This window comes from Bradyrhizobium australafricanum (genome assembly GCF_020329495.1).
GTDB classification, from domain to species: domain Bacteria; phylum Pseudomonadota; class Alphaproteobacteria; order Rhizobiales; family Xanthobacteraceae; genus Bradyrhizobium; species Bradyrhizobium australafricanum.
In genome coordinates, this window is record NZ_JAGKJL010000051.1 from 15,426 (window position 1) to 36,904 (window position 21,479).

The following is a 21,479-nucleotide window of genomic DNA, read 5'->3' on the forward strand; positions in this document are numbered from 1 at the left end:
TTATCGATATTTGGGGGTTGAGCGGACGTCGGAGGCTCTTTGAGATTCATCCGATCCAGGCGGTTGTCGATGCGCCGATCAAAGCCGGAACCTGGGGCACACAATGCCCCGCGCACACGACAGTGGCCCCAAGTGAGATCGATGGGTTTGCGTTAACAGCTCCTTAACGCCGCCCGATCCAAGATCGGGAGGCGTGGGCGAGGGCGCTTCGCGCTTGGTATGGCTGGGGTCCCGAGAAAACGTTTCGAGATGGCGCGAACCGCTGCCGCTGGAACATGGTCGCTAGGCCGCGCCTGGGCGCGGACCGCGCGTCTGTGCCTGCTTGCCACCGCCCTTGCGCTTACAACCCTTACCTATCCGACTGCGGCGCGAGCCGAAGACCCGGTGCCGGGTGAGGCGACATTCTCTGCCGCGAACGGCTATGCCCGGCTGGTGCTGAAGTTGAAGGAGGATGTCGAGTCGGAGGTCACGACCGCCGGCTCGATCATCGTGATCCGCTTCGGGCGACCGGTCGATATCCCCGTCGAGAAGCTGCAGGATGCGGTGCCCGATTATGTCGGCGCCGCACGCCGCGATCCCGACGGCTCGGCGATCCGCCTGTCGCTGGCGCGTCGCGTCAGCATCAACACCATGACCGCCGGCGAGCGCATCTTCATCGACTTCCTGCCCGACAGCTGGACCGGCCCGCCGCCGTCGCTGCCGCAGGAGGTGATCCGCGAGCTTGCCGAGCGCGCCCGCGCCGCCGAGCGCCTGCTGCGGATGCAGCGTGCCGCCGACGCCGCCAGGAAGAAGCCGCCGGTGCGGGTTCGCGCGCTGGTGCAACCCACCTTCGTCCGCTTCGTGTTCGAAGTGCCCGACGGGGTCAGCGTCTCCTCGGTGCTGAACGAGCAGAAGTTGACGCTGTCCTTCAATTCGGTCCTGACCTTCGACCTTGCCGATGCCAAGGTCGCTGCCCCACCGAATGTCGCGTCGATCAGCGCGCGCGCCGACACGGACACCTCGGCAGTCGACGTGTCGCTGATTGGCGATGTCGACGTGCATTCGTTCCGCGACGAGAAGAACTACATCGTCGATGTCGCCTTCCAGCAGAACGAGCAGCAGCAGGCGGCAAAGCCCTCACTGAGCTCGTTGTTGCCGACGCGGGGCAAACCGAAGGCGGCCGCGGCGATCGCGCCGGTGACGTCGGAAAGCATCGCCCAGCAGGCCAAGATCGAGATCAAGCCTGAACAGTCCAAATCCGAACCGCCGAAGTCCGAGTCTGCCAAGTCCGAGTCTGCCAAGTCCGAGTCGGCCAAGTCCGAGTCGGCCAAGTCGGAACCTGCCAAGTCCGAACCGCCGCGCGCCGAGCCGCTCAAACCCGAACAAGCCACGAGCGAACAACCGGCGGCCGCGCCCGTCAAAACGGAGCAACCCCGATCGGAACTGTCCGATTCGGAGCTGCCGAAAATCGCGGCGGCACCTGCGGCCAACGCCGAGAACGCTGCTGTGCCGACCCCGCCGCACGACGGTGGTGCCGGCTCTGCGGCGGAACAGAACACGGCGCCCGTGACCGACGCACCACGGCCGGTGCCTGCTGTCGCCGCCGCGCCGGCGATGGAAGCGCCGGAGGCGGCTGCGGCGCCATCGCCGCCTGCTGCGGACGCCCGTACCGGAGGCAAACCTGCGGTCGAAGCCCAGCGCGACAGCGACGGCTTGCGCGTGACGTTCTCATTCCCCGGCGCGACGCCGGCGGCACTGTTCCGCCGCGCCGACACGGTTTGGATGGTGTTCGACACGGCTGAGGCAATCGACGTCGATCCGGTCCGCGCCAAGGCCGGCTCGCTGATATCAGATGTCAGCCGGATCGCGCTGGAGAAGGGCCAGGCGGTGCGCTTCCGCCTCAACCGGCCGCAGATGCCGTCGCTCGAAAGCGACGACCGCTCGCGCGGCGTGAGCTGGACGCTGACCTTTGCCGACCGCGTGCAGAAACCGCCATTGCCGCTCACCGTGGTGCGCAACATCTCGGAGCCCTCGCTCGCCAATGTCAGCGTACCGCTCGCCAATCCCGGCCAGCTGCACAGACTGGTCGATCCCGACGCCGGCGATACGCTCTGGGTGGTGACCGCGCCGCCGCCGACCCGCGGCATCATCAAGCGGCAGGATTTCGTCGAGCTCTCGCTACTGGAATCGATCCACGGCGTCGTGGTTCATCCGAACGCGGACGACGTCAAGGCCGAGGTCGGCGCCGACAAGGTGATGCTGGGCCGGCCGGGCGGCCTGACGCTGTCATCGGCCGACGTCGCCGCCGAGCGCGCGACCGCGGCGGTGAAGCCGCTGTTCGATCCGGACGAGTGGCGCAAGAACCAGTCGGACACGTTCCTCAAGCAGCTCGACGGCCTGATTGCGGCGACGGCGTCGGCCAATGCCGAGCAGCTGCCGCAGGCGCGGCTCGATCTCGCCGACTTCTACATGGCGCGCGGCATGTACCAGGAAGCCCATGCTGTCGCCAATCTGATCCTGTCCGAGAGCAAGCGCGGCAGCGAGACGGCGTCGGTGGTGATGGTGCACGCGGTCGCCAGCATCCTGATCGGGCACCCGGCGCAGGGCCTGAAGGATCTCGCCAATCCCGTCATCGGCAACGGTTACGATTCCCAATTGTGGAAGGGGCTCGCCTTCGCCCGCGAGGGCAAATGGGCCGAGGCGCGCGAGAAGTTCAAGAACGCCGAATTCGCGGTGGCGACGCTGCCGCCCGATTTGCAGCGCATCGTCACCATGGACTCGATGAAGGCCTCGCTCGAGGTCAAGGACTATGCCGGAGCCGCGCGGCGCAAGAGCGATCTCGACGTGGTCGGCGTTCCCGGGGAGCTGAAGCCCGCGGTTGCGGTGCTGCGCGGCCGGCTCGCCGAGGCCCTCGGCCAGGAGAAGGATGCGCTCGACGCCTATCGCTTCGCCGCCAATTCGGCCGATCGCCAGGCTGCCGCCGAAGGCAGGTTGCTGGAGACGCTGCTCAAGCAGAAGCGCGGCGAGATCGGCCGCGACGATGTGCTGAAGGAGCTCGAGCTGCTGTCGATGCTGTGGCGCGGCGACAATATCGAGCTGAAGACGCTGTATGTGCTGTCGAAGATCTACGCCGAGACGGCGCGCTATGCCGACGCCTTCGCGGTGACGCGTGCCGCGACCCGGCTACAGCCGAACGCGCCGGAATCGCGCCAGGCGCAGGATGCCGCCTCGGCCTTGTTCGTGCAGCTCTACCTCGGCCCCAAGGGCGACGAGATGTCGCCGATCGATGCGCTCGGCACCTTCTACGAATATCGCGAACTGACGCCGATCGGCCGCCGCGGCGACGAGATGATCCGCCGTCTCGCCGACCGCCTGGTCGGTGTCGATCTGCTCGACCAGGCCGCCGACCTCCTGCAATACCAGGTCGACAAGCGGCTCGAAGGCGCGGCCCGCGCCCAGGTCGCCGCGCGCCTTGCGATGGTCTATCTGATGAACCGCAAGCCCGACCGCGCCATCGCCGCGCTGCGCTCGACCCGGATCGCAGACCTTTCCGGCGAACTGCGCCAGCAGCGGCTGCTGCTCGAGGCGCGCGCGCAGAGCGACGTCGGCCGGCACGATCTCGCGCTCGACATCATCTCGAACATCACCGGCCGCGAGGCAATCCGGCTGCGTTCCGACATCTATTGGGCGTCGCGGCACTGGCGCGAGGCGTCCGAGCAGATCGAGCTCTATTATGGCGACCGCTGGCGCGACTTCACCCCGCTCAACCCGGGCGAGAAGGCCGACATCATCCGCGCCGTGGTCGGCTACGCGCTTGCCGAGGACGCCATCGGGCTGTCCCGGTTCCGCGAGAAATACGCGCCGCTGATGTCCGGCGATGCCGACAAGCTCGCCTTCGACTCGGCCAGCAAGCCGGTGGCGACGTCCAGCGCCGAATTCGCACAGATCGCGCGAATGGCCGCCAGCGTCGACACGCTCGACGGCTTCATCCGCGAGATGAAGACCCGCTTCCCCGACGCCACCGCCCGCGCGCCATTGCCCGATCCGTTCGCGACCGGATCGGTGACTGACAAGCCAAAGGTCGCGCCGGTGAGCGCGCTGCCGGCCATCAAGGGCGAGCGCCGCGCCAGCGCGGCGCAGTAGTAGCGCTCACGGCCCGGCAGACACCCACGCGGTCGAAATGATCCCGGTGGCGTCGAGCGCGATCCGCCAATGCGAGGCGCCGTTGGCGTGCCGCACACTGTAGACATCCTCGCCCTGCGCGCCGACGCCGAGGAAGCGGGTGGATTCGATCGCGCCGAGGTTGGCGAGGAAAGGCTGCAGGTGTGGCAATTGCTCGCGGGTCGCCGCGGCGAGCGCGGGGGCCAAGTCCGCATAGTCGGGCTGTCCCGATGCGACCCCCTCGATCAGGCGGCGGAGCGCGGCCTCGGTTCCTGGAGCCGGCGACTGTTTCTTCACACGCTCTGCGGTGCGATCCGCAATCTGTTTCGCGCTTGCAGCGTCAATGCGCGGCATCGGCTTGTCGCCATTTTGATGCAGGATCAGTGACGTCGCCTGACCGTCAGCCGCGATGACAAAGCTGATCTGCGCGTCGACCTCCCTGGCGAAAAACCCGGTCTGGCTCTCCGCAAAGAACGGTACGGCACGCTGCCCGGTGAGCTGTACAGCCAAGTGGTGATCCTCGCGCATCACACTGAGGACGGCTTGCTCGCTGAGCTGGTAGAAGCCGGCATAGCGGTCGAGCACCGCGGCAGCGACTGCGATCTCTTGCCGCACGACGTCCGGCGGCGATCGCGGAGCGGAAGCCGGCACATCGGCGGATCCGCCGGCGGCCTGTATCCGTGCCGCCAGCGTGTTCCAGTCGCACTGGCCGAACAGTTTGGCGATCAGCTCCAGGCTGTCGCTGTGGGTGAGGGGGATCGATTTGGCGCCGAGCGCTTCGCGCAGCGTCTGCGCCATGGCCTTGGCATCACGAAAGTCGCGCATGGGATCAACCTTTGCATCGACGAACGGAGAGCGTCAGGGGCTTGCGTTGCTGACCCGTTCGTGCGGGCAAAGGAAGCCTGAAACATGGCTTGATACCTTCACCGTCCCCGGGTGGGGTGCAAGCGGCGGGTGGTATCGACCCTGCCAAATGTTCGCCGGGGACGAGCATTTTGTCAATTGCAACTGGTTGTGATCGCACGCGTGCTCTCGACATCCTGCCGTCAAATCGGCAACCATGGCGTCCGTTGCACAGCGCCGGGAGGACGTCGTTACATGAGCAAGCCGATCAAGACCGAAGCCGAACTGATCGCGATGGCGCGGGCAGAGCTGAAGGCCCATGCCGACTGCCCCGACGGCATCGACATCTCCGTGCTGCGCGACGGCGACAGCTGGGAGTTTCGCGCCAGCGCCGATGACGCCACGGTGGCGAGGCCCGGCTATCCCGAATGCGTCGCGATGCTGGTGCAGATCGGCGACCATCTCAGCAAGCAGTATGACGTGAAGGAGTAACGGCGACCGCGAAGCGGGGGGATCGATGGACCGCATCGACGCAATGAAAGTCTTCGTTGCGGCGGTCGACGAGGGCAGCCTCGCCGGTGCCGGGCGGAAACTGCGGCGATCGCCGGCGGCGGTCAGCCGGGCGATCGCTTTCCTTGAGCATCATGTCGGAGCCGAGCTGCTACATCGCACGACACGCTCGCTGAAGCTGAGCGACGCCGGCCAGCGCTATGCGGCGGCGTGCCGGCGCATTCTGACCGAGCTCGAGGAGGCCGATATCTCGGCGGGCGGCGAGCGGTCGGTGCCGCGCGGCACGCTGACCGTCACCGCGCCCGTCGTGGTCGGCGAGGATTTGCTGCGGCCGGTGCTCGATGCCTTCATGACGGACTATCCGGCGGTGTTGGTGCGGCTCGTGATGCTCGATCGCACCGTCAATCTGATCGACGAGGGGATCGACGTCGCGCTGCGTATCGCCCATCTCGCCGATTCCAGTTTCATCGCGATCAAGCTCGGCGAGGTGCGCCGCGTGGTCGCAGCATCGCCCGGATATCTCGCGCAGCATCCGCTGATCACCGAGCCGGCTGATCTGGCGAAGCACCAGATCATCGCCATGACGCATTTCGGGCTCGACTCCTGGAGCTTCCCGCCGGCCGCGAAGTCGAAGATCGCGCGCGCGGTCCAGTTCACGCCGCGGCTGGTCGTCAACACCGCGCGCGCGGCGGTGGCCTCCGCCAGCGAAGGACACGGCATCACCCGGCTGTTCTCGTATCACATCGCCGAGGAAATCCGTGACGGGCGGTTGCAGATCCTGCTCGCCGGCGACGAGCATCCGCCGCTGCCGGTGCATCTTTTGGCGCCGCAGGGTCGCTTCGACGTGCCCAAGGTGCGCGCCTTCGTCGATTTCGCGACGCCGCGGCTGAAAGGCTATTTCGAGCGGCTGTCGCGCGAGGCCAGCAGGGCTGGCGCCATTCGTTCGCGTCGCGGAAGAGTGTCTGCCGAATAGCGGGCATTCGCGCGGAAGGCGGATGTAAATAGCTTGCTCTCCATCGAAGCGGCGCTGGGTCGCTTCAGCAACAGATGGAGAGAGATCATGGGTACAGAGCAGAAGGTTGCCATCATCACCGGTGCGTCGCAGGGCCTCGGCGAGGCCATCGTCAAGGGCTATCGCGACCGCAACTGGCGCGTCGTCGCCAATTCCCGCAGCATCAAGCCGTCGACCGACAGCGACGTTCTGACCGTCACAGGCGACATCGGCGATCCCGAAGTTGCCGACCGCATCGTCAAGCAGGCGCTCGGGCGCTTCGGCCGCATCGACACGCTGGTCAACAATGCCGGCATCTTCCTTGCCAAGCCGTTCACCGACTACACCGACCAGGACTACGCGCAGGTGCTCGCGACCAATCTCAACGGCTTCTTCTACATCACCCGGCGCGCCGCCAGGGAGATGGAGAAGCAGGGCTCCGGACATATCGTGCAGATCACGACCAGCCTCGTCGATCACGCCAATAGCAACGTGCCCTCGGTGCTGGCCTCGCTGACCAAGGGCGGCCTGAACGCCGCGACCAAGTCGCTCGCCATCGAATATGCCGCCAAGGGCATCCGCGTGAACGCGGTCTCTCCCGGTGTGATCAGGACACCGATGCACGCGCCGGCGACGCACGACTTCCTCGCCAAGCAGCATCCGGTAGGACGCATGGGTGAAGCCAAGGATATCGTCGACGCCGTGCTGTTCCTGGAAGGCGCGGGCTTCGTCACCGGCGAGATCCTGCATGTCGACGGCGGCCAGAGCGCCGGTCATTAACGAGCACGATCCGGAGAGTGCCATGCCTATCGTCACCATCCAGGTCACGCGTGAGGGGACGGCGCCGGGGGCGTCGTCCACCACGCCGGAGCAGAAGGCTGCATTGATCAAGGGCGCCAGCGAGCTGCTGCGCGACGTGCTTGGCAAGCCGATGGAGTCGACCTTCGTCATCATCGAAGAAGTCGATACCGATAATTGGGGCTGGGGCGGACTGCCCGCGCTGGACTATCGCAAGAAGCTCGCTGCACCTGCGGCGTCCAAATCTTCCCGCTGAAGGCTTTCCCCAAACCGAATGTGCATCTCTCCCGATCGGGAGAGGTGCGCCGTGATCGCTGTGAGCGATTGCTGCGATCGCAACTAATCATTTTTCATGAACGGCCGGAGGGCCTACTGCGATGTCCATGTCAGCCAATGTCGATCACCACCGGCGCCATCACGCCGAGCCGCGCCGCGATGCCGGCGAGCCGCTGTGGCTGTCCGCGGCCGCGGGGCTCTGCGCCTCGCTGGTCGGGCTCGGACTGGCGCGCTTCGCCTACACGCCGCTGATCCCGGCTTTGATCGCGGCAAAGTGGTTCACGCCGGCGGAAGCGGTCTATCTCGGTGCCGCCAACCTTGCCGGCTATCTCGCCGGCGCGCTGCTCGCCCGCGATCTCGGCGCGCGGATCGGCTTGGTATGGGCGCTGCGCGGCATGATGGTGCTGGCCGCCATCACCTGCTTTGCCTGCGCGGTGCCGATCTCCTTCGTGTGGTTCTTCGGCTTCCGCTTTCTCGCAGGCGTCAGCGGCGGCGTGATCATGGTGCTGGCGGCAACGGCAATCCTGCCGCATACCGCGCCGAGCAAGCGCGGCCTGATCGGCGGCGTGATCTTCGCCGGTGTTGGCCTCGGCGTCGCCGCATCCGGAACACTGGTGCCGCTGTTGCTGCAACAGGGCGTCAAGCAGGCCTGGTACGGTCTTGGCGTGTTGTCGGCGGTGCTGACACTGATCAGCTGGAGGGCGTGGCCCGCCGAAACTCCTGCCGCACGTGGCGTGGTCGAGCAGCCCGTCGCGTCGCATGGCCTGCGCTCGCCGCTGGTGATCGCGCTCTGCCTGGAATACGGCCTCAACGCGCTGGCGCTGGTGCCGCACATGGTGTTCCTGGTCGATTTCGTCGCCCGCGGGCTTGGGCAGGGGATCGCGGCGGGATCGCATTACTGGGTGCTGTACGGCATTGGCGCCGTGGTCGGACCGTTGCTCACGGGACACCTCGCCGATCGCGCCGGCTTCGCCGCGGCGCTGCGCGCGGCGTTCCTGATCGAGGCCGTTGCGGTTGCGCTGCCCGCCGTGACGACATCGCCTGCCGCGCTGATCGTGTCGAGCCTGATTGTCGGCGGCTTCACGCCCGGCATCGTCCCGCTGGTGATCGGCCGCATCCACGAGCTGATCCCGCATTCCGCGGCGAGCCAGCGTTCAGCCTGGGCGCAGGCCACTACGACCTTCGCGCTGTTCCAGGCGGCGGCCGCCTACGGCCTGTCCTGGCTGTTCGCGCGCAGCGGCGGCGACTATGCGCTGCTGTTCGTGATCGGCGCGGCCGGAGTGGCCGTCGCGTTGGCGATCGAACTGTTCGGCGTCGTCGGACTGCGGCACAAGTCCAGCTAACCGCGTAGCGCTTTGGTCAAGACCGCGACGAGGCGATCGACATCGGCCTCGTCGTTGAAAACGTGCGGCGAGATCCGCATCCGGCCGAGCCGCAGCGCGACATGGATGTTCTCTGCGGCGAGCCGCGCGATCAGCTCCTTCGGGATGCCGCTGGCCATGCCGAGGCTCAGGATGTGCGGCGCACGTAGGTCGCGCGCCAGCAGATCGAGCTTGAGATCACGCACGCCGTCGGCAATCCGCTCGTTGAGCATCGCGAGCCGCGCGCTGACGGCAGCGGCGCCCCATTCCGCCATCATCTCCATGCCGATCGAGGCCATCTCCAGCGTGATGAAATGATCGCGCTCGCCCATGTCGTAACGCGTGGCGTTGTCGACATAGCCGAGATCGCTGAAATAGACCGGGTTCTCGGAGTTGACGTTGCGGCGGCCGCTGGAGGTCTGCTCCAGCGGCACGCCGTTCTGGTGGCGTTTTGCAATGTAGAGGAAGGCACGGCCGTAGGGGCCGATCAGCCATTTGTAGGTCGGAAACATCACGGCGTCGGGGTCGAGCCTCGTCACGTCCATCGCCACGACACCCGCGCTCTGCGTGGTGTCGATGACGAACATCGCGCCGTGCCGCCGCAGCGCGGCCTGCACCTTGTCGACGTCGATCATGCCGCCGTCCGACCAGTGCACCGAGGAGATCGAGGCGAGGCCGACCGGCTGCGCGCCTGGCCGCTCGATCGTTGCAAGCACTGCCGATGTCCAGTCGCCGTCGGCGGGCTGGCGTACGGTGTCGACGACGAAGCCCTGCGCCTCGGCGCGGGCGTGCCATTCGAGGACCGGCGAGGAATGGTCATTCTCCAGCACGATGACGCGTGAGCCGCGCGGAATGCTCAGCGCCTTTGCCAGCGTCGCGACGCCGTAGCTGATCGCGGGGATCAGCGCGACATCGTCGGGCGCGGCCTTGATCAGGCGGGCCGCCGCGCTACGGGCGCGCTCATGCTGGAGGCCGGCGAAGCCGGGATCGATGGTCCAGGGCTGGCCCTTGCGTCCGACCGCCGCGCGGCCGGCGTCGAGCGTCTTCAGCGGCAGCGGGCTGTAGGACGCCGAATTCAGGTAGCAGACCTCGTGTGGAATCTCGAACAGATGGCGCTGGGAGGGAAGCATGTCGTCTCGTGGCTGGAATTTGCGGATCATGACGTGACGCGGAAGAGCGCGCGCTCAGCCGTCATACTGGTCCGGCCCCATCGCCCAAGGCGCCTGGTCATGGCCGTTGGCGAAGGTGCGGTTCGTCTGCGCCGGATTGCGATTGACCAGCGGCCGCAGAAACATCGGATGCGTGGCGCTGCGCACCTCGTGCTCGACGGTGAACAGATGTCGGCCGTCGGCCGGATCGACGATATCGCAGAAGCGGTACTGGTATTGATTGTCTTCGCGGGAGACCAGATTGCGTTCGCGCAGTCGCTGGTAGGGGCCCGAAAAGTCCGTGATGTAGATCTGGATGTGATGGCCGTCGAATTCGCCCTGCGCCGCGGCGCTCTCGCGGAATTGCAGATACTGATCCTTGCCGACCTTTGCGCGCGCGACGACGCCGTCGCCGTTCACGACGCTGGCGGGGATGCCCATGATCTCAGGATAGAACCTGCAGATCGCCTCAGCCGTGCCGCGCGGCACCTCGAACTCGACATAGGGTATGCCAAGCGCGATGCGCCCGAACCGGCCGGCGTCCGGTTCGAAGCAGCGCAGGCGGTTGCCCCAGGGGCAGATGGCCTCGACGTGATCATTGCGCTCGCGATAGCTGAACGCGGTGCCCTCGAGCTTGGGCGCGACCGCGGCGAGCCGCTGCAGCAGGGCCTGCCGCCCGGCGATCACGATGCCGGTGTGGCCGCGCAGCACCTGCTGGCGGCCGCTCGGCAGGTGAAACTGGCTGCGGCCGACATTCACCCACATGTTGCTGTCGGAGACCATCAGATAGGGATCGCGGGTCAGCCCGATGCCGGCGACGTAGAACAGCGTGGCGAGGCGGTGGTCCGGCACCTGCACGTTGACATGTTCGAGATGGATGGCGTTGCCGAGATCTTCTGCGGCGCGGTCGAATGGCTGCTGCACGGCGCGGCTCCCTGGATGCGGTGCCGCGCATGATAGTGCAACGGTGTGGCCGATCCAGCTGACGGGCCATGAATGTTTCGCAGGGCGCTACCCCCCGTAACTCTGCACCAGGCTGCCGGCGACCAGGGCCCAGCCGTCGACCAGCACGAAGAAGATCAGCTTGAACGGCAGCGAGACCACCACCGGCGGCAGCATCATCATGCCCATCGACATCAGAACCGAGGCGACCACGAGGTCGATGATCAAAAACGGCAGGAACAGCAGGAAGCCGATCTCGAAGGCGCGTTTCAGCTCGGAGATCATGAAGGCCGGCACCAGGATGCGCAGCGACATCTCCTCCGGCGTCGCCGGCGGCGGCTCGCCCGAGAGGTCCATGAACAGCTTCAAATCCTTCTCGCGGACGTTCTTCTGCATGAAGCCGCGCAAGGGGACCGAGGCGCGCTGCAACGCGTCCTCAACGCCGATCTGGTTGGCGACCAGCGGCTTGATGCCGTCGTCATAGGATTTCTGCAGCACCGGGCCCATCACGAAGGCGGTGAGGAACATCGCAAGCGCGATCATCACCGAGTTCGGCGGCGCGGTGGCGGTGCCGAGCGCGGTGCGCAGCAGCGAGAGCACGACCACGATGCGCGTGAACGACGTCATCATGATCAGGATCGACGGCGCGATCGACAGCACCGTGAGCAGCGCAATCAGCTGGATCGCGCGCTCGGTCACGCCGCCATTGCCGCCGCCGAGATTGATGCTGATATCCTGCGCCATCGCCGGATCAGCGAGGGATCCGGCGGCGATCAGGACAGCGATGAAAAAAACTCTACGCGGGACTGCCCCTGGCCTCACGAAGGATTCTTCGGTCGGCCGAGCAGCGAGGCCATCTCGTCCTCGAGATTTTCGAACCCGCTCTTCTGTCCGTTGGCGGGCGGGGCAGGCGGCTCGCTGCGCTGCGGGCGCGCCGGCGGCGCCTCGGGCGCAACCGGCGGCGCGACGGTCTCGCCGGCGCCGGTCGGGCGGCGCAGCGCCGCTTCGAGCCGTTGCGCCATCTCGGCGAGATTGGCGTCGGCGTTCGATGGAGGCGGCGGAGCCGGAGGCGTCTGCGTTGCAGCCGGCGGCGGTCCCTGGGGAGGCGGTGGCGGCGGCGTCACGGCGCGCTCGGTTGTGCGCAGCGGTGGCGGCGCCTTCGGCGGCTCGGCGGCGCGCGGCGGACGCGGGACGACCGGCTCGGAGCGCGGCGGCAGGCGTGGCGGCATCGGATCGGGCCGCGGTTCGCCGCGTTCGGGCGTGAAGCCCGCGAGCGGATCGCTGCGACGCTCGGCGATCGGCGGCGGGGGCCGGCGCAGCTCGTCGGCGAAGGAGGGCCGCGTCTGACGCGGCGGCAGCTCCGGCTCGGGAAGGTCGAAATTGTCGGAGCGGGCGGCTTCGCTCTCGTTCCAGGCTGCATCCGGAAGCGGCGCCACGCGCGGCGGCGCGGCATCGGCTGCGACTGCGGGGCGGGTCGACATTTGATCGCGCGCGGGCATCGCGCGGACGATATTCGGCTCGACGACGATATCGGTGGGGCCGCCGATCATCAGGAGATGCTCGATATTGTCGCGGCGGACCAGCACCAGGCGGCGCCGCCCGTCAACGGCGGCAGCGTCGATCACCGCCAGGCGCGGCATGCGTCCGCGGTTGGCGTTGGCCCCGAGGCGGTTTCCGGCGAAGCGGCGGACGAGCCATGCGGTCACGCCGATCAGCGCCAGCACGACAACGAATGCCAAGACGAATGTAATGACCTGCATATTGGAGTCCCCGGCCATCTTGGCCTTCCTCAGCTTTCGCCATCAACGGGCGCGGATTGATAGGTGCGGTTTGCGCAGCGAATCGCGCCCGAGATTCGCCTTATTTCTTAATTCCCAGCGGCTTGCAGCCCACTGTTCTATTAATAAACCAAGAATCGCTTGTCCCAAAACGACTTCTCAGTGCCCCACACTGTCTTGGTTTGTGCTGGTTAACGCAGCATTCGTGGCGAAAATGCGCTCGCAGGCCGCAGTTGCGGCGTTCTCCACGGATCCGTCCGGCATTTTAACCAACCGTTAACCATACACCGGGCAAATTCTGCCTACCTCGGAAGAGCCCTGAGGTTAACGGAGCCGCGGCGATGGCCATGAACGATCTCCCGATCCTGTCGGCGTTGCGCACCAAGATGCAGTGGCACCAGGAGCGCCAGCGGGTGCTCGCCGAGAACATTTCCAATTCCGACACGCCGAACTTCCGGCCGCGGGACCTGGTCGAGCCGAAGTTCGACCGGGCCGGCGCCACGGTTGGCGGCGGCGTGGGGACGCTGCCGATGATGCAGACCAGCGCTACCCACATGGCGGCGTCCGGCGCGCCCGACAGCTTCGACAACGATCGCGGCAAGAGCGGGTTCCAGACCCGTCCGGCCGGCAACGCGGTCAATCTCGAGGAGCAGATGCTGAAAGTGTCGGCCAATCAGATGGACTATGCGGCCGTCACCTCGCTCTACAGCCGCAGCCTGCATCTGCTGAAGACTGCGATCGGCAAGGGCTAGAGCAAGGGTTTGCCCGCCTGACGGCGGCAGGAGGATCCCATGGCAGATGGAACAAGCGATTTCGCCCGCTCGATGAGCATCGCGACCTCAGGCCTGCGGGCGCAGGCGGGGCGCATGCGGGTGATCTCGGAAAATATCGCCAATGCCGATTCGACGGCGCAGACCGCGGGCGGCGATCCCTACCGCCGCAAGGTGCCGACCTTCTCCTCCACGCTCGATCGCACGCTCGACGCCCAGGTCGTGGCGCTGGGCCGGATCCGCCCCGACCAGTCTTCGTTCCGGGTCAAGCACGAGCCGGGCAATCCGGCGGCGGACGCCTCGGGCAACGTCAAATATCCGAACGTCAATGCGATGGTCGAAATGACCGACATGCGCGACGCCCAGCGCTCCTACGAGGCCAACCTCAACATCATCAGCGCGACGCGGCGGATGATCCAGCGCACGCTCGACATCCTCAAGTCCTGACGCAACAAGAACAGGGAACGTAAATCATGGCTTCACCGACAGTCGCCGCCAACGCCTACGCCAATCTCGCCAAGATGATGGAGCGCGGCGGCGCCGAGAAGGCCGGGCAGGCCGTCGCCGGCCCATCCTTCAGCGCGCTGCTGAGGGACTCCGTCGGCAGCGTCCTGGAGGCGGGCAAGAAGTCCGACGCGCAGACCATGGCGATGACCTCGGGCAAGGCGAACGTGATGGATGTGGTGACGGCGGTCGCCGACACCGACGTTGCGGTGTCGACGCTGGTCTCGGTGCGCGACCGCGTGATCCAGGCCTATGAAGACATCATGAAGATGCCGATCTGACGTCGCTTGCGACGTCATCCCGGGGCGATGCGCAGCATCGAGCCTCAGATGTGCAATTGCACATCAAAGATCTCGAGGTTCCGGGTTCGATGCTTTGCATCGCCCCCGGAACGACCGTGCAAACAACTAAGAGCGAGAACTCAACAATGACCGGCCCCGAAACCCTCGACGTGGCGCGCGATGCGATCTGGACCATCGTGGTGGTGTCGTCGCCCCTTATGGTGGTCGGCCTCGTGGTCGGCGTCGTGGTGTCGCTGTTCCAGGCGCTGACGCAGATCCAGGAACAGACCCTGATTTTTGTGCCGAAGATCCTCGCGATCTTCGTCACATTGCTGCTGGCGCTGCCGTTCATGGCGGACTCGCTCTCCAGCCACATGATGCGGATTTCGTCGCGAATCATCGGCGGTTGATGCACTAATGCCGCGGTCATGCGCATCGATGTCTCCCTGCTGCCGGCGCTGGCCGCGATCTTCGTGCTGGTCTTCGCGCGCGTGGGCGCGATGGTGATGCTGCTGCCCGGTTTCGGCGAGAGCAACATCCCGGCGCGGGTCAAACTGTCGATCGCGCTGTTGCTGACGCTGATCATCCTTCCCCTGCATCGCAACGCCTATCATGTCGACCTGACGTCGATCTCCTCGCTCGGCGTCCTGATGGTGCATGAGCTCATCATCGGCATCGTGCTCGGCGCGACTGCGCGGGTGACGCTGTCGGCGCTCAACGTCGCGGGCTCCGTGATAGCGCAGCAGCTCGGCCTCGGTTTCGTCACCGCGGTCGATCCGACCCAGGGGCAGCAGGGCCAGATCATCGGCAACTTCCTCACTATCCTCGGCCTCACGCTGCTGTTTGCGACCGACAGCCACTATCTCGTCATTGCGGCGCTGAGCGAGAGCTACCGCATCTTCTCGCCGGGCGAGATCATGCCGACCGGCGATGTCGCCGCGCTTGCGACCTCAGCCTTCTCCGCCGCCTTCAAGATCGGCCTGCAGCTGTCCGCGCCGTTCCTGGTGTTTGGCCTGGTCTTCAACATCGGGCTTGGCGTGCTGGCGCGGCTGATGCCGCAGATGCAGGTCTATTTCGTCGGCGTGCCGCTCTCGATCATGGTCGGGTTCCTGATCTTCGGCGTCGTGCTCGCCGCGATGATGAACACCTATCTCGACTATTTCCTCGGCGTCATGCGCCAGCTCGCTCCGATGAATTAGGGGGAGAAGCAGTGGCGGACGATACCGAAGACAAAACAGAAGACCCTACGCAAAAACGTCTCGATGAAGCCCTCGAGAAAGGTGACGTTGCCAAGAGCCAGGAGGTCAATACCTGGTTCGTGATCGCCGGCGGCACCTTGGTGCTGTCGACCTTCTCGGGCTCGATCGGCAGCGGCATCTTGATGCCGCTGCGCAACCTGATCGCCAATTCATGGATGATCCGCACCGACGGCGCCGGCCTGCTGGCGCTGACACAGTCGCTCGGCTACGCGGTGGTCGCCGCGATCGGCGTGCCGTTCCTGTTGCTGGCGCTGGCCGCGATCGCGGGCAACATGGTGCAGCATCAGCTGGTGTGGTCGGGCGAGCAGCTGAAGCCGAAATTCTCCAAGATCTCGCCGGCTGCCGGCTTCAAGCGGCTGTTCGGCAAGCAGGCGGTGGCGAATTTCCTGAAGGGCCTGTTCAAGCTGATCGCGCTCGGCGCCGTGATGGTCGCGGTGCTGTGGCCCGACCGGATGCGGATGGAATCCTTCCTGCGGGTCGATCCGGCCGAGCTGCTGCCCGCCATTACCGGCATGACGGTGCACCTGTTGGCGGCGGTGGTGGCCATCCTCGCTGCGGTTGCGATCGCCGACTACTTCTTCCAGTACCGGACCTGGTACGAGCGTCACAAGATGTCGCTGCAGGAGATGAAGGAGGAGTTCAAGCAGTCGGAAGGCGACCCGCACGTCAAGGGCCGGATCAAGCAATTGCGGGTCCAGCGCGCCAAGAAGCGCATGATGGCCCAGGTTCCGAAGGCCTCTGTGATCATCACCAACCCGACCCACTATTCGGTGGCGCTGGCTTACGACCGCAGCATGTCGGCGCCGATCTGCGTCGCCAAGGGCGTCGACAATCTTGCCTTCAAGATCCGGGAGATCGCCAAGGAGCACGACATTCCGATCGTGGAGAACGTGCCGCTGGCTCGGGCGCTCTATGCGACGGTCGAGCTCGACCGGGAGATCCCGGTCGAGCACTATCACGCGGTTGCCGAAATCATCGGCTACGTGATGCGGCTGAGGCGCGGCCTGTCCGGCCTGCGGCAGTAAGGGGCGGAAAACCCGCTTGAAATGCGCGTAACTTGCGAAATTGCCGCCTGTTGGACTTGCGTTTTCGGGTCCGATTCAGGCACTCAGGGGCGAGGTGGCCGGCCGGTCGCCTTCGTGATGCAGACGAGCCATGTCTCTCCAGATGACCGCCGATAGCAACGATCCTTCCGTGACCGAGCCTTTCGTGGCCCACGGGCCAGCGCGGCGGAACGGCAGCATCCTGCTGGTGGTCCTGATCGCCGCCGGCATCGTCGCGGTGGCGGTCTGGCTGATGACCATCGGCCGCACCGAGGCGCAGCCCTATATTCTCGGCGTGCTGGCGCTGCTCGCCACCGTCGGGCTGTTCAACCTGTTCGCCCTTGCCGCCGGCATCATCCGCTTCTCCGACCGCGCCACCGATGATCCGGTGATGGCGCGGATCGCCGACCAGGCCCAGGAAGGGCTCGTCGTCACCGACTCCCGCGGCCACGTGGTCTATTCCAACGCCGCCTATCTCACGCTGACCGGCGCGGCCGGGCCGCAGGACGTCCGTCCGGTCGAGCGGGTCTTCATCGGTAACCCCGACGTCTCCGAGGCCGTGTTCCGCCTCTTGAAGGCCGCCCGCGAGGGCAAGCGGCAGCAGGAGGAGGTCCGCCTCGCCGGCCACGAGGCCGGCCAGGGCCGCTGGCTGCGCCTGCGGGTACGCCCGCTCGGCGAGGGCAAGCGCGATGCGAAATATGCGGTTTGGTCGATCGCCGACGTCACCCGCGACCGCGAGCGCCAGGAAGACGTGTTCCAGGAGCTGCGGCACGCGATCGAATATCTCGATCACGCGCCATGCGGCTTCTTCTCGGTCAATCCGGCCGGCGAGATCGCCTATGTCAACGCCACGCTGGCCAATTGGCTGGACTACGATCTGGCCGAGATCGGCTCGGGGGGCCTGAAACTGACCGACATCGTCTCGGGCGACGGCGCGGCGCTGTTGACCTCGATTGCGGCGGTGCCGGGCGAGGTCAAGACCGAGGTGTTCGACATCGACCTGCGGATGCGCGGCGGCAAGACCGTGCCGGTGCGGCTCTATCACAAGCTCGCCTTCGGCGCCGACGGCGCGGCGGGCGCCTCGCGCACCCTGGTGATCAGCCGCGCCCGCGACGAGCATTCCGATCCGGAGCGCGCCGCCGAGGTGCGCTTCATGCGCTTCTTCGACCATACGCCGATGGCGATCGCGACCGTCGATCGCGGCGGCAATGTGGTCGGTGCCAATGCGCGCTATGCCAAGCTGGCGCAGGGCCTGAACGGCGACGGCGGCGCCGCCAAGTCGATCTTCCGCGCCGTCAATCCGCGCGACCGCGGCCTGCTGATCGCCGCGATCAACCAGGCGGCCGAGGGCCAGGGCGACATCGCGCCGGTCGAGGTGATGCTCGACGGGCCCAAGGAGCGCTTTGCCCAGTTCTTCGTCACCACCGTCGAGAAGGACGAGCGCGACGCCGAGACCGCGATCGTCTACATGCTCGAGACCACGGAGCGGCGCGCGCTGGAAAACCAGATCAACCAGTCGCAGAAGATGGAGATGGTCGGCCAGCTCGCCGGCGGCATCGCGCACGACTTCAACAACGTGCTGTCGGCCATCATGATGGCCAACGACTTCCTGCTGAACGCGCACAAGCCGACCGACCCGTCGTTCCAGGACATCATGCAGATCAAGCAGAACGCCACCCGCGCCGCGACGCTGGTGCGGCAGCTGCTTGCATTCTCGCGCCGCCAGACGCTGCGGCCACAGGTGCTCGATCTCGGCGATGCATTGAGCGACCTCACCATGCTGCTGCGCCGGCTGATCGGCGAGAAGGTCAAGCTCGACCTCGTGCATGGCCGCGACCTGTGGCCGGTGAAGGTCGACGTCTCGCAGTTCGAGCAGGTGGTGGTCAATCTCGCGGTCAACGCGCGCGATGCGATGCCCGACGGCGGCAAGCTGATCATCCGCACCGCCAATGTGCCGACCGAGGAGGCCGCCCAGCTCGCCAACAAGGGCATGCCGGCGGCGGACTATGTGAAGATCGAGATCGCCGACACCGGCACCGGCATTCCGGCCGAGATCATCGACAAGATCTTCGAGCCGTTCTTCTCGACCAAGGAAGTCGGCAAGGGAACCGGCCTCGGCCTGTCCACGGTCTACGGCATCGTCAAGCAGACCGGCGGCTTCGTCTATGTCGATTCCGTGCCGGGCGGCGGCACCACGTTCCGGATCTATCTGCCGCGGCATCGCCAGCAGCAGGAGGTCGCACCGGAGGCCCAGGCCGGCAACGGTGCGGCCACGGAAACCGCCGCCGCCACCGAAGCCGCCAAGCCGAAGCCGGATCTGACCGGGCAGGGCACCATCCTGCTGGTCGAGGACGAGGACGGTCTGCGCTCGCTCAATGCGCGCGGCCTGCGTTCGCGCGGCTACAGCGTGATCGAGGCGGCGAACGGCGTCGAGGCGCTGGAGGCGTTCGAGGAGAAGAACGGCGCCGTCGATCTCGTCGTCTCCGACGTCGTGATGCCGGAGATGGACGGCCCGACGCTGCTGAAGGAAATGCGCAGCCGCAACGCGGAGCTGAAGATCATCTTCGTCTCAGGCTATGCCGAGGACGCATTCGAGAAGAGTCTGCCGGAGAACCAGCAGTTCGCGTTTCTGCCGAAGCCCTTCACGCTGACCCAACTGGTCGCCGCGGTGAAGGAAACCATGACTGCGAACTAGCCGGTTGCCGCGGCAACCGGCCTTACTTCTCGCAAGTGCGAGGTGAAATTCCGCGGTAACTGCGGTTGAAACCGGGCCTCATCCCGCGGTAGGACGCGCCGTCGCATCCACAAGGACCATAGTGTCACATCTCCGCGACCGAGGGCCGCAGCCGCGGTTCCCGTTTCCCGCTTCACTTTTAACCGGCCCTGCCCATCTTAGGGGCGTTTCCCCATGCCGGGGAATCCTTTGAGGAAACCAACATGAATTTCTCGCAACGCACGCGTGGAATTGTTCGGGCGATCGCCGTCGCGATGGCGCTGGCGCTGCCCGTGATGATGACCGTTTCGGCGGCCGACGCCCGCGTTGGCGGCGGCGGCTCGCGCGGCTCGCGGACATTCTCCGCGCCGCCCTCGACCAACACGGCGCCGGGCTCGGTTGCGCCGATGAACCGCACCTTCAGCCAGCCTGGTAGCCCGAACATGGGCTCGCCGGCGGCGGCGAATTCCGGCGGCCTGTTCGGTCGCGGCGGAATGGGCCGCGGCCTGCTCGGCGGCCTCGCTGCGGGCTTCCTTGGCGCCGGCCTGTTCGGCATGCTGTTCGGCGGCGGGCTGTTTTCGGGTCTCGGCGGCCTGTCGTCGATGCTCGGCCTCTTGCTGCAGATCGGTCTGATCGTGCTCGTGGTTCGCCTTGCGATGTCGTGGTGGCAGCGCCGCAACACGCCGGCGGCCGCCTATGCTGGTGGCCCCGACGTCGGCCCCGGTCCGCAGGCGAATGCCCGCTCGGGCTTCGGCTTCGGGCTCGGCGGCGGATCGAATGCGCCGGTCGAGATCGCGCCTGGCGACTATGAGACGTTCGAACGGCTGCTCGGCGACATCCAGACCGCGTGGTCGAACGAGGACATCGCGAAGCTGCACACGCTCGCGACGCCGGAGATGGTGTCGTACTTCTCGAAGGATCTCGAGGAGAACAAGGCGCGCAACGTCACCAACAAGGTGACCAATGTGAAGCTGCTGCAGGGCGATCTGGCGGAAGCCTGGCGCGAAGGCGACAGCGAGTATGCGACGGTCGCGATGCGCTACTCGCTGGTCGACACCGTGCTCGAGCGCGGCACCGGCCGTCAGGTCGGCGGCGGCACGCAGCCGGAGGAGGTCACTGAGGTCTGGACCTTCGTGCGCCAGCGCGGCGGCAATTGGGAACTTTCGGCGATCCAGCAGACCAACTGATCGGTTGCCGGAGATGACAGATACAAGGCGCCGCGGCCTGGTCCGCGGCGCCTTTGTTTTGTGCCTTCATTCACCTGTCGCGGCGCCGGAATATCCGGAGGGCCTGCGGGTTGATCTCAGCGGACCATAACAACCATCGGGAGGATTGAGATGAAGATCGTTGCGCAGATCGCGGTTCCGGCCTGTCTTGCGTTCGTCGTCGTGGCCGCGCCGCCGGCGGCGGCGCAGACCGCCGACACCAGCTTCTTCCTGACCAGCAACGGCATCGGCAACGGCGGCAATCTCGGCGGGCTCGCCGGCGCTGACAATCATTGCCAGACGTTGGCGCAGGCCGCCGGCTTCGGTGCGCCGAAGACCTGGCGCGCCTATCTCTCGACCCAGGCGGCCGACGGCAAGGCAGCGGAGAATGCGCGCGATCGTATCGGCAAGGGACCGTGGAAGAATGTAAAGGGCGTCGTGGTCGCCAAGGACGTCGCCGACCTGCACAGCGCCGGCAACAATCTCACCAAGCAGACCGCCCTGTCCGAGAAGGGCGAGGTCGTCAACGGTGCCGGCGACACGCCGAACCGCCACGACGTGCTGACGGGGTCGCAAGCAGACGGTACGGCATTTGCGGCCGGCGAGGACCGCACCTGCAAGAACTGGACAAGCAGCACACAAGGCGCCGCCATGCTCGGGCATTTCGACCGCAAGGGCCTGCGCGACGACGAGCCGTCAAAATCCTGGAACACGTCGCATCCCTCGCGCGGTCCCGACGGCGGCTGCTCGCAGGCTGACCTGAAGAGCACCGGCGGCGACGGCCTGCTGTACTGCTTCGCGGCGAACTGAGGGAGCGCATCTGCTTCGTCATTGCGAGCGCAGCGAAGCGATCCATCCTGCCGTAGGCGCGAAGCGATGGACTGCTTCGTCGCCTCGCTCCTCGCAATGACGGGATA

The 21,479-nt window shown here is 66.4% G+C and carries 20 protein-coding genes; 15 read left to right on the plus strand and 5 right to left on the minus strand.

Features of this window, described 5'->3' with window-relative positions; all coding sequences use genetic code 11:
- Positions 1 to 249 precede the first annotated feature (249 nt).
- Complete coding sequence (locus tag J6525_RS33830; RefSeq protein WP_225647922.1) at positions 250 to 4,122, plus strand: tetratricopeptide repeat protein; 3,873 nt, start codon at positions 250 to 252, stop codon at positions 4,120 to 4,122.
- Between the two features lie 6 nt (positions 4,123 to 4,128).
- On the opposite strand, the gene J6525_RS33835 is transcribed toward J6525_RS33830, so the two are convergent.
- Positions 4,129 to 4,938 carry a glyoxalase superfamily protein gene (locus tag J6525_RS33835; RefSeq protein ID WP_376708590.1) on the minus strand — a complete coding sequence of 270 codons (810 nt, stop codon included), beginning with the start codon at positions 4,936 to 4,938 and terminating at the stop codon, positions 4,129 to 4,131.
- A 300-nt stretch (positions 4,939 to 5,238) separates the two neighbouring features.
- Between J6525_RS33835 and J6525_RS33840 the strand changes: the two genes are divergently transcribed.
- The 5 genes from J6525_RS33840 to J6525_RS33860 all read left to right on the plus strand — a co-directional run bounded on the left by J6525_RS33840 (position 5,239) and on the right by J6525_RS33860 (position 8,901).
- Positions 5,239 to 5,475 carry a hypothetical protein gene (locus tag J6525_RS33840; protein ID WP_057018325.1) on the plus strand — a complete coding sequence of 79 codons (237 nt, stop codon included), beginning with the start codon at positions 5,239 to 5,241 and terminating at the stop codon, positions 5,473 to 5,475.
- A gap of 25 nt (positions 5,476 to 5,500) precedes the next feature.
- Positions 5,501 to 6,466, plus strand: coding sequence for a LysR family transcriptional regulator (locus tag J6525_RS33845; RefSeq protein ID WP_225647924.1), 966 nt, complete (start codon positions 5,501 to 5,503; stop codon positions 6,464 to 6,466).
- Positions 6,467 to 6,553: 87 nt separating this feature from the next.
- Entirely contained in the window at positions 6,554 to 7,264 is a 711-nt protein-coding gene (locus tag J6525_RS33850; protein WP_225647925.1) for an SDR family NAD(P)-dependent oxidoreductase, read from the plus strand.
- 22 nt (positions 7,265 to 7,286) lie between these two features.
- On the plus strand, positions 7,287 to 7,538 hold the full coding sequence (locus J6525_RS33855; protein WP_225647926.1) for a tautomerase family protein: 252 nt from the start codon (positions 7,287 to 7,289) through the stop codon (positions 7,536 to 7,538).
- 121 nt (positions 7,539 to 7,659) lie between these two features.
- Positions 7,660 to 8,901: a YbfB/YjiJ family MFS transporter gene (locus tag J6525_RS33860; RefSeq protein ID WP_225647927.1), complete on the plus strand. Its 1,242-nt coding sequence runs from the start codon at positions 7,660 to 7,662 to the stop codon at positions 8,899 to 8,901.
- Here J6525_RS33860 and J6525_RS33865 read toward each other — a convergent pair.
- The 4 genes from J6525_RS33865 to J6525_RS33880 form a co-directional block, all read right to left on the minus strand.
- Positions 8,898 to 10,049 carry an aminotransferase class V-fold PLP-dependent enzyme gene (locus tag J6525_RS33865; protein WP_225647928.1) on the minus strand — a complete coding sequence of 384 codons (1,152 nt, stop codon included), beginning with the start codon at positions 10,047 to 10,049 and terminating at the stop codon, positions 8,898 to 8,900. The genes J6525_RS33860 and J6525_RS33865 overlap by 4 nt on opposite strands.
- Positions 10,050 to 10,103: 54 nt before the next feature.
- Complete coding sequence (locus tag J6525_RS33870; protein WP_225647929.1) at positions 10,104 to 10,991, minus strand: hypothetical protein; 888 nt, start codon at positions 10,989 to 10,991, stop codon at positions 10,104 to 10,106.
- Between the two features lie 87 nt (positions 10,992 to 11,078).
- Complete coding sequence (gene fliP, locus J6525_RS33875) at positions 11,079 to 11,831, minus strand: flagellar type III secretion system pore protein FliP (protein ID WP_063709685.1); 753 nt, start codon at positions 11,829 to 11,831, stop codon at positions 11,079 to 11,081.
- The gene (locus tag J6525_RS33880) at positions 11,828 to 12,769 is read right to left on the minus strand and encodes a flagellar biosynthetic protein FliO (RefSeq protein ID WP_225647930.1); all 942 of its coding nucleotides are present in this window, start codon (positions 12,767 to 12,769) and stop codon (positions 11,828 to 11,830) included. The genes fliP and J6525_RS33880 overlap by 4 nt, the downstream gene beginning before the upstream one ends.
- Positions 12,770 to 13,128: 359 nt before the next feature.
- Between J6525_RS33880 and flgB the strand changes: the two genes are divergently transcribed.
- The 9 genes from flgB to J6525_RS33925 all read left to right on the plus strand — a co-directional run bounded on the left by flgB (position 13,129) and on the right by J6525_RS33925 (position 21,372).
- Positions 13,129 to 13,539: a flagellar basal body rod protein FlgB gene (gene flgB, locus J6525_RS33885; protein ID WP_028337153.1), complete on the plus strand. Its 411-nt coding sequence runs from the start codon at positions 13,129 to 13,131 to the stop codon at positions 13,537 to 13,539.
- A 39-nt stretch (positions 13,540 to 13,578) separates the two neighbouring features.
- Positions 13,579 to 14,004 carry a flagellar basal body rod protein FlgC gene (gene flgC / locus J6525_RS33890; RefSeq protein ID WP_018272466.1) on the plus strand — a complete coding sequence of 142 codons (426 nt, stop codon included), beginning with the start codon at positions 13,579 to 13,581 and terminating at the stop codon, positions 14,002 to 14,004.
- Between the two features lie 26 nt (positions 14,005 to 14,030).
- Positions 14,031 to 14,342, plus strand: a complete 312-nt coding sequence (gene fliE / locus J6525_RS33895; protein ID WP_225647931.1) for a flagellar hook-basal body complex protein FliE — start codon at positions 14,031 to 14,033, stop codon at positions 14,340 to 14,342.
- 146 nt (positions 14,343 to 14,488) lie between these two features.
- Positions 14,489 to 14,752 (plus strand): flagellar biosynthesis protein FliQ, encoded by a 264-nt coding sequence (gene fliQ, locus J6525_RS33900; protein WP_016844766.1) that lies wholly within the window; start codon positions 14,489 to 14,491, stop codon positions 14,750 to 14,752.
- Positions 14,753 to 14,770: 18 nt separating this feature from the next.
- A complete protein-coding gene (fliR, locus tag J6525_RS33905; RefSeq protein WP_016844767.1) occupies positions 14,771 to 15,541 on the plus strand; it encodes a flagellar biosynthetic protein FliR in 771 nt (256 codons plus the stop codon).
- An 11-nt stretch (positions 15,542 to 15,552) separates the two neighbouring features.
- Positions 15,553 to 16,626: a flagellar biosynthesis protein FlhB gene (flhB, locus tag J6525_RS33910; RefSeq protein ID WP_225647932.1), complete on the plus strand. Its 1,074-nt coding sequence runs from the start codon at positions 15,553 to 15,555 to the stop codon at positions 16,624 to 16,626.
- Between the two features lie 142 nt (positions 16,627 to 16,768).
- Entirely contained in the window at positions 16,769 to 19,339 is a 2,571-nt protein-coding gene (gene cckA / locus J6525_RS33915) for a cell cycle histidine kinase CckA (RefSeq protein WP_225647954.1), read from the plus strand.
- A gap of 242 nt (positions 19,340 to 19,581) precedes the next feature.
- Positions 19,582 to 20,544 (plus strand): Tim44 domain-containing protein, encoded by a 963-nt coding sequence (locus J6525_RS33920; RefSeq protein ID WP_028337150.1) that lies wholly within the window; start codon positions 19,582 to 19,584, stop codon positions 20,542 to 20,544.
- 150 nt (positions 20,545 to 20,694) lie between these two features.
- On the plus strand, positions 20,695 to 21,372 hold the full coding sequence (locus J6525_RS33925) for a hypothetical protein (protein ID WP_018272461.1): 678 nt from the start codon (positions 20,695 to 20,697) through the stop codon (positions 21,370 to 21,372).
- The last annotated feature ends 107 nt before the right edge of the window (positions 21,373 to 21,479 follow it).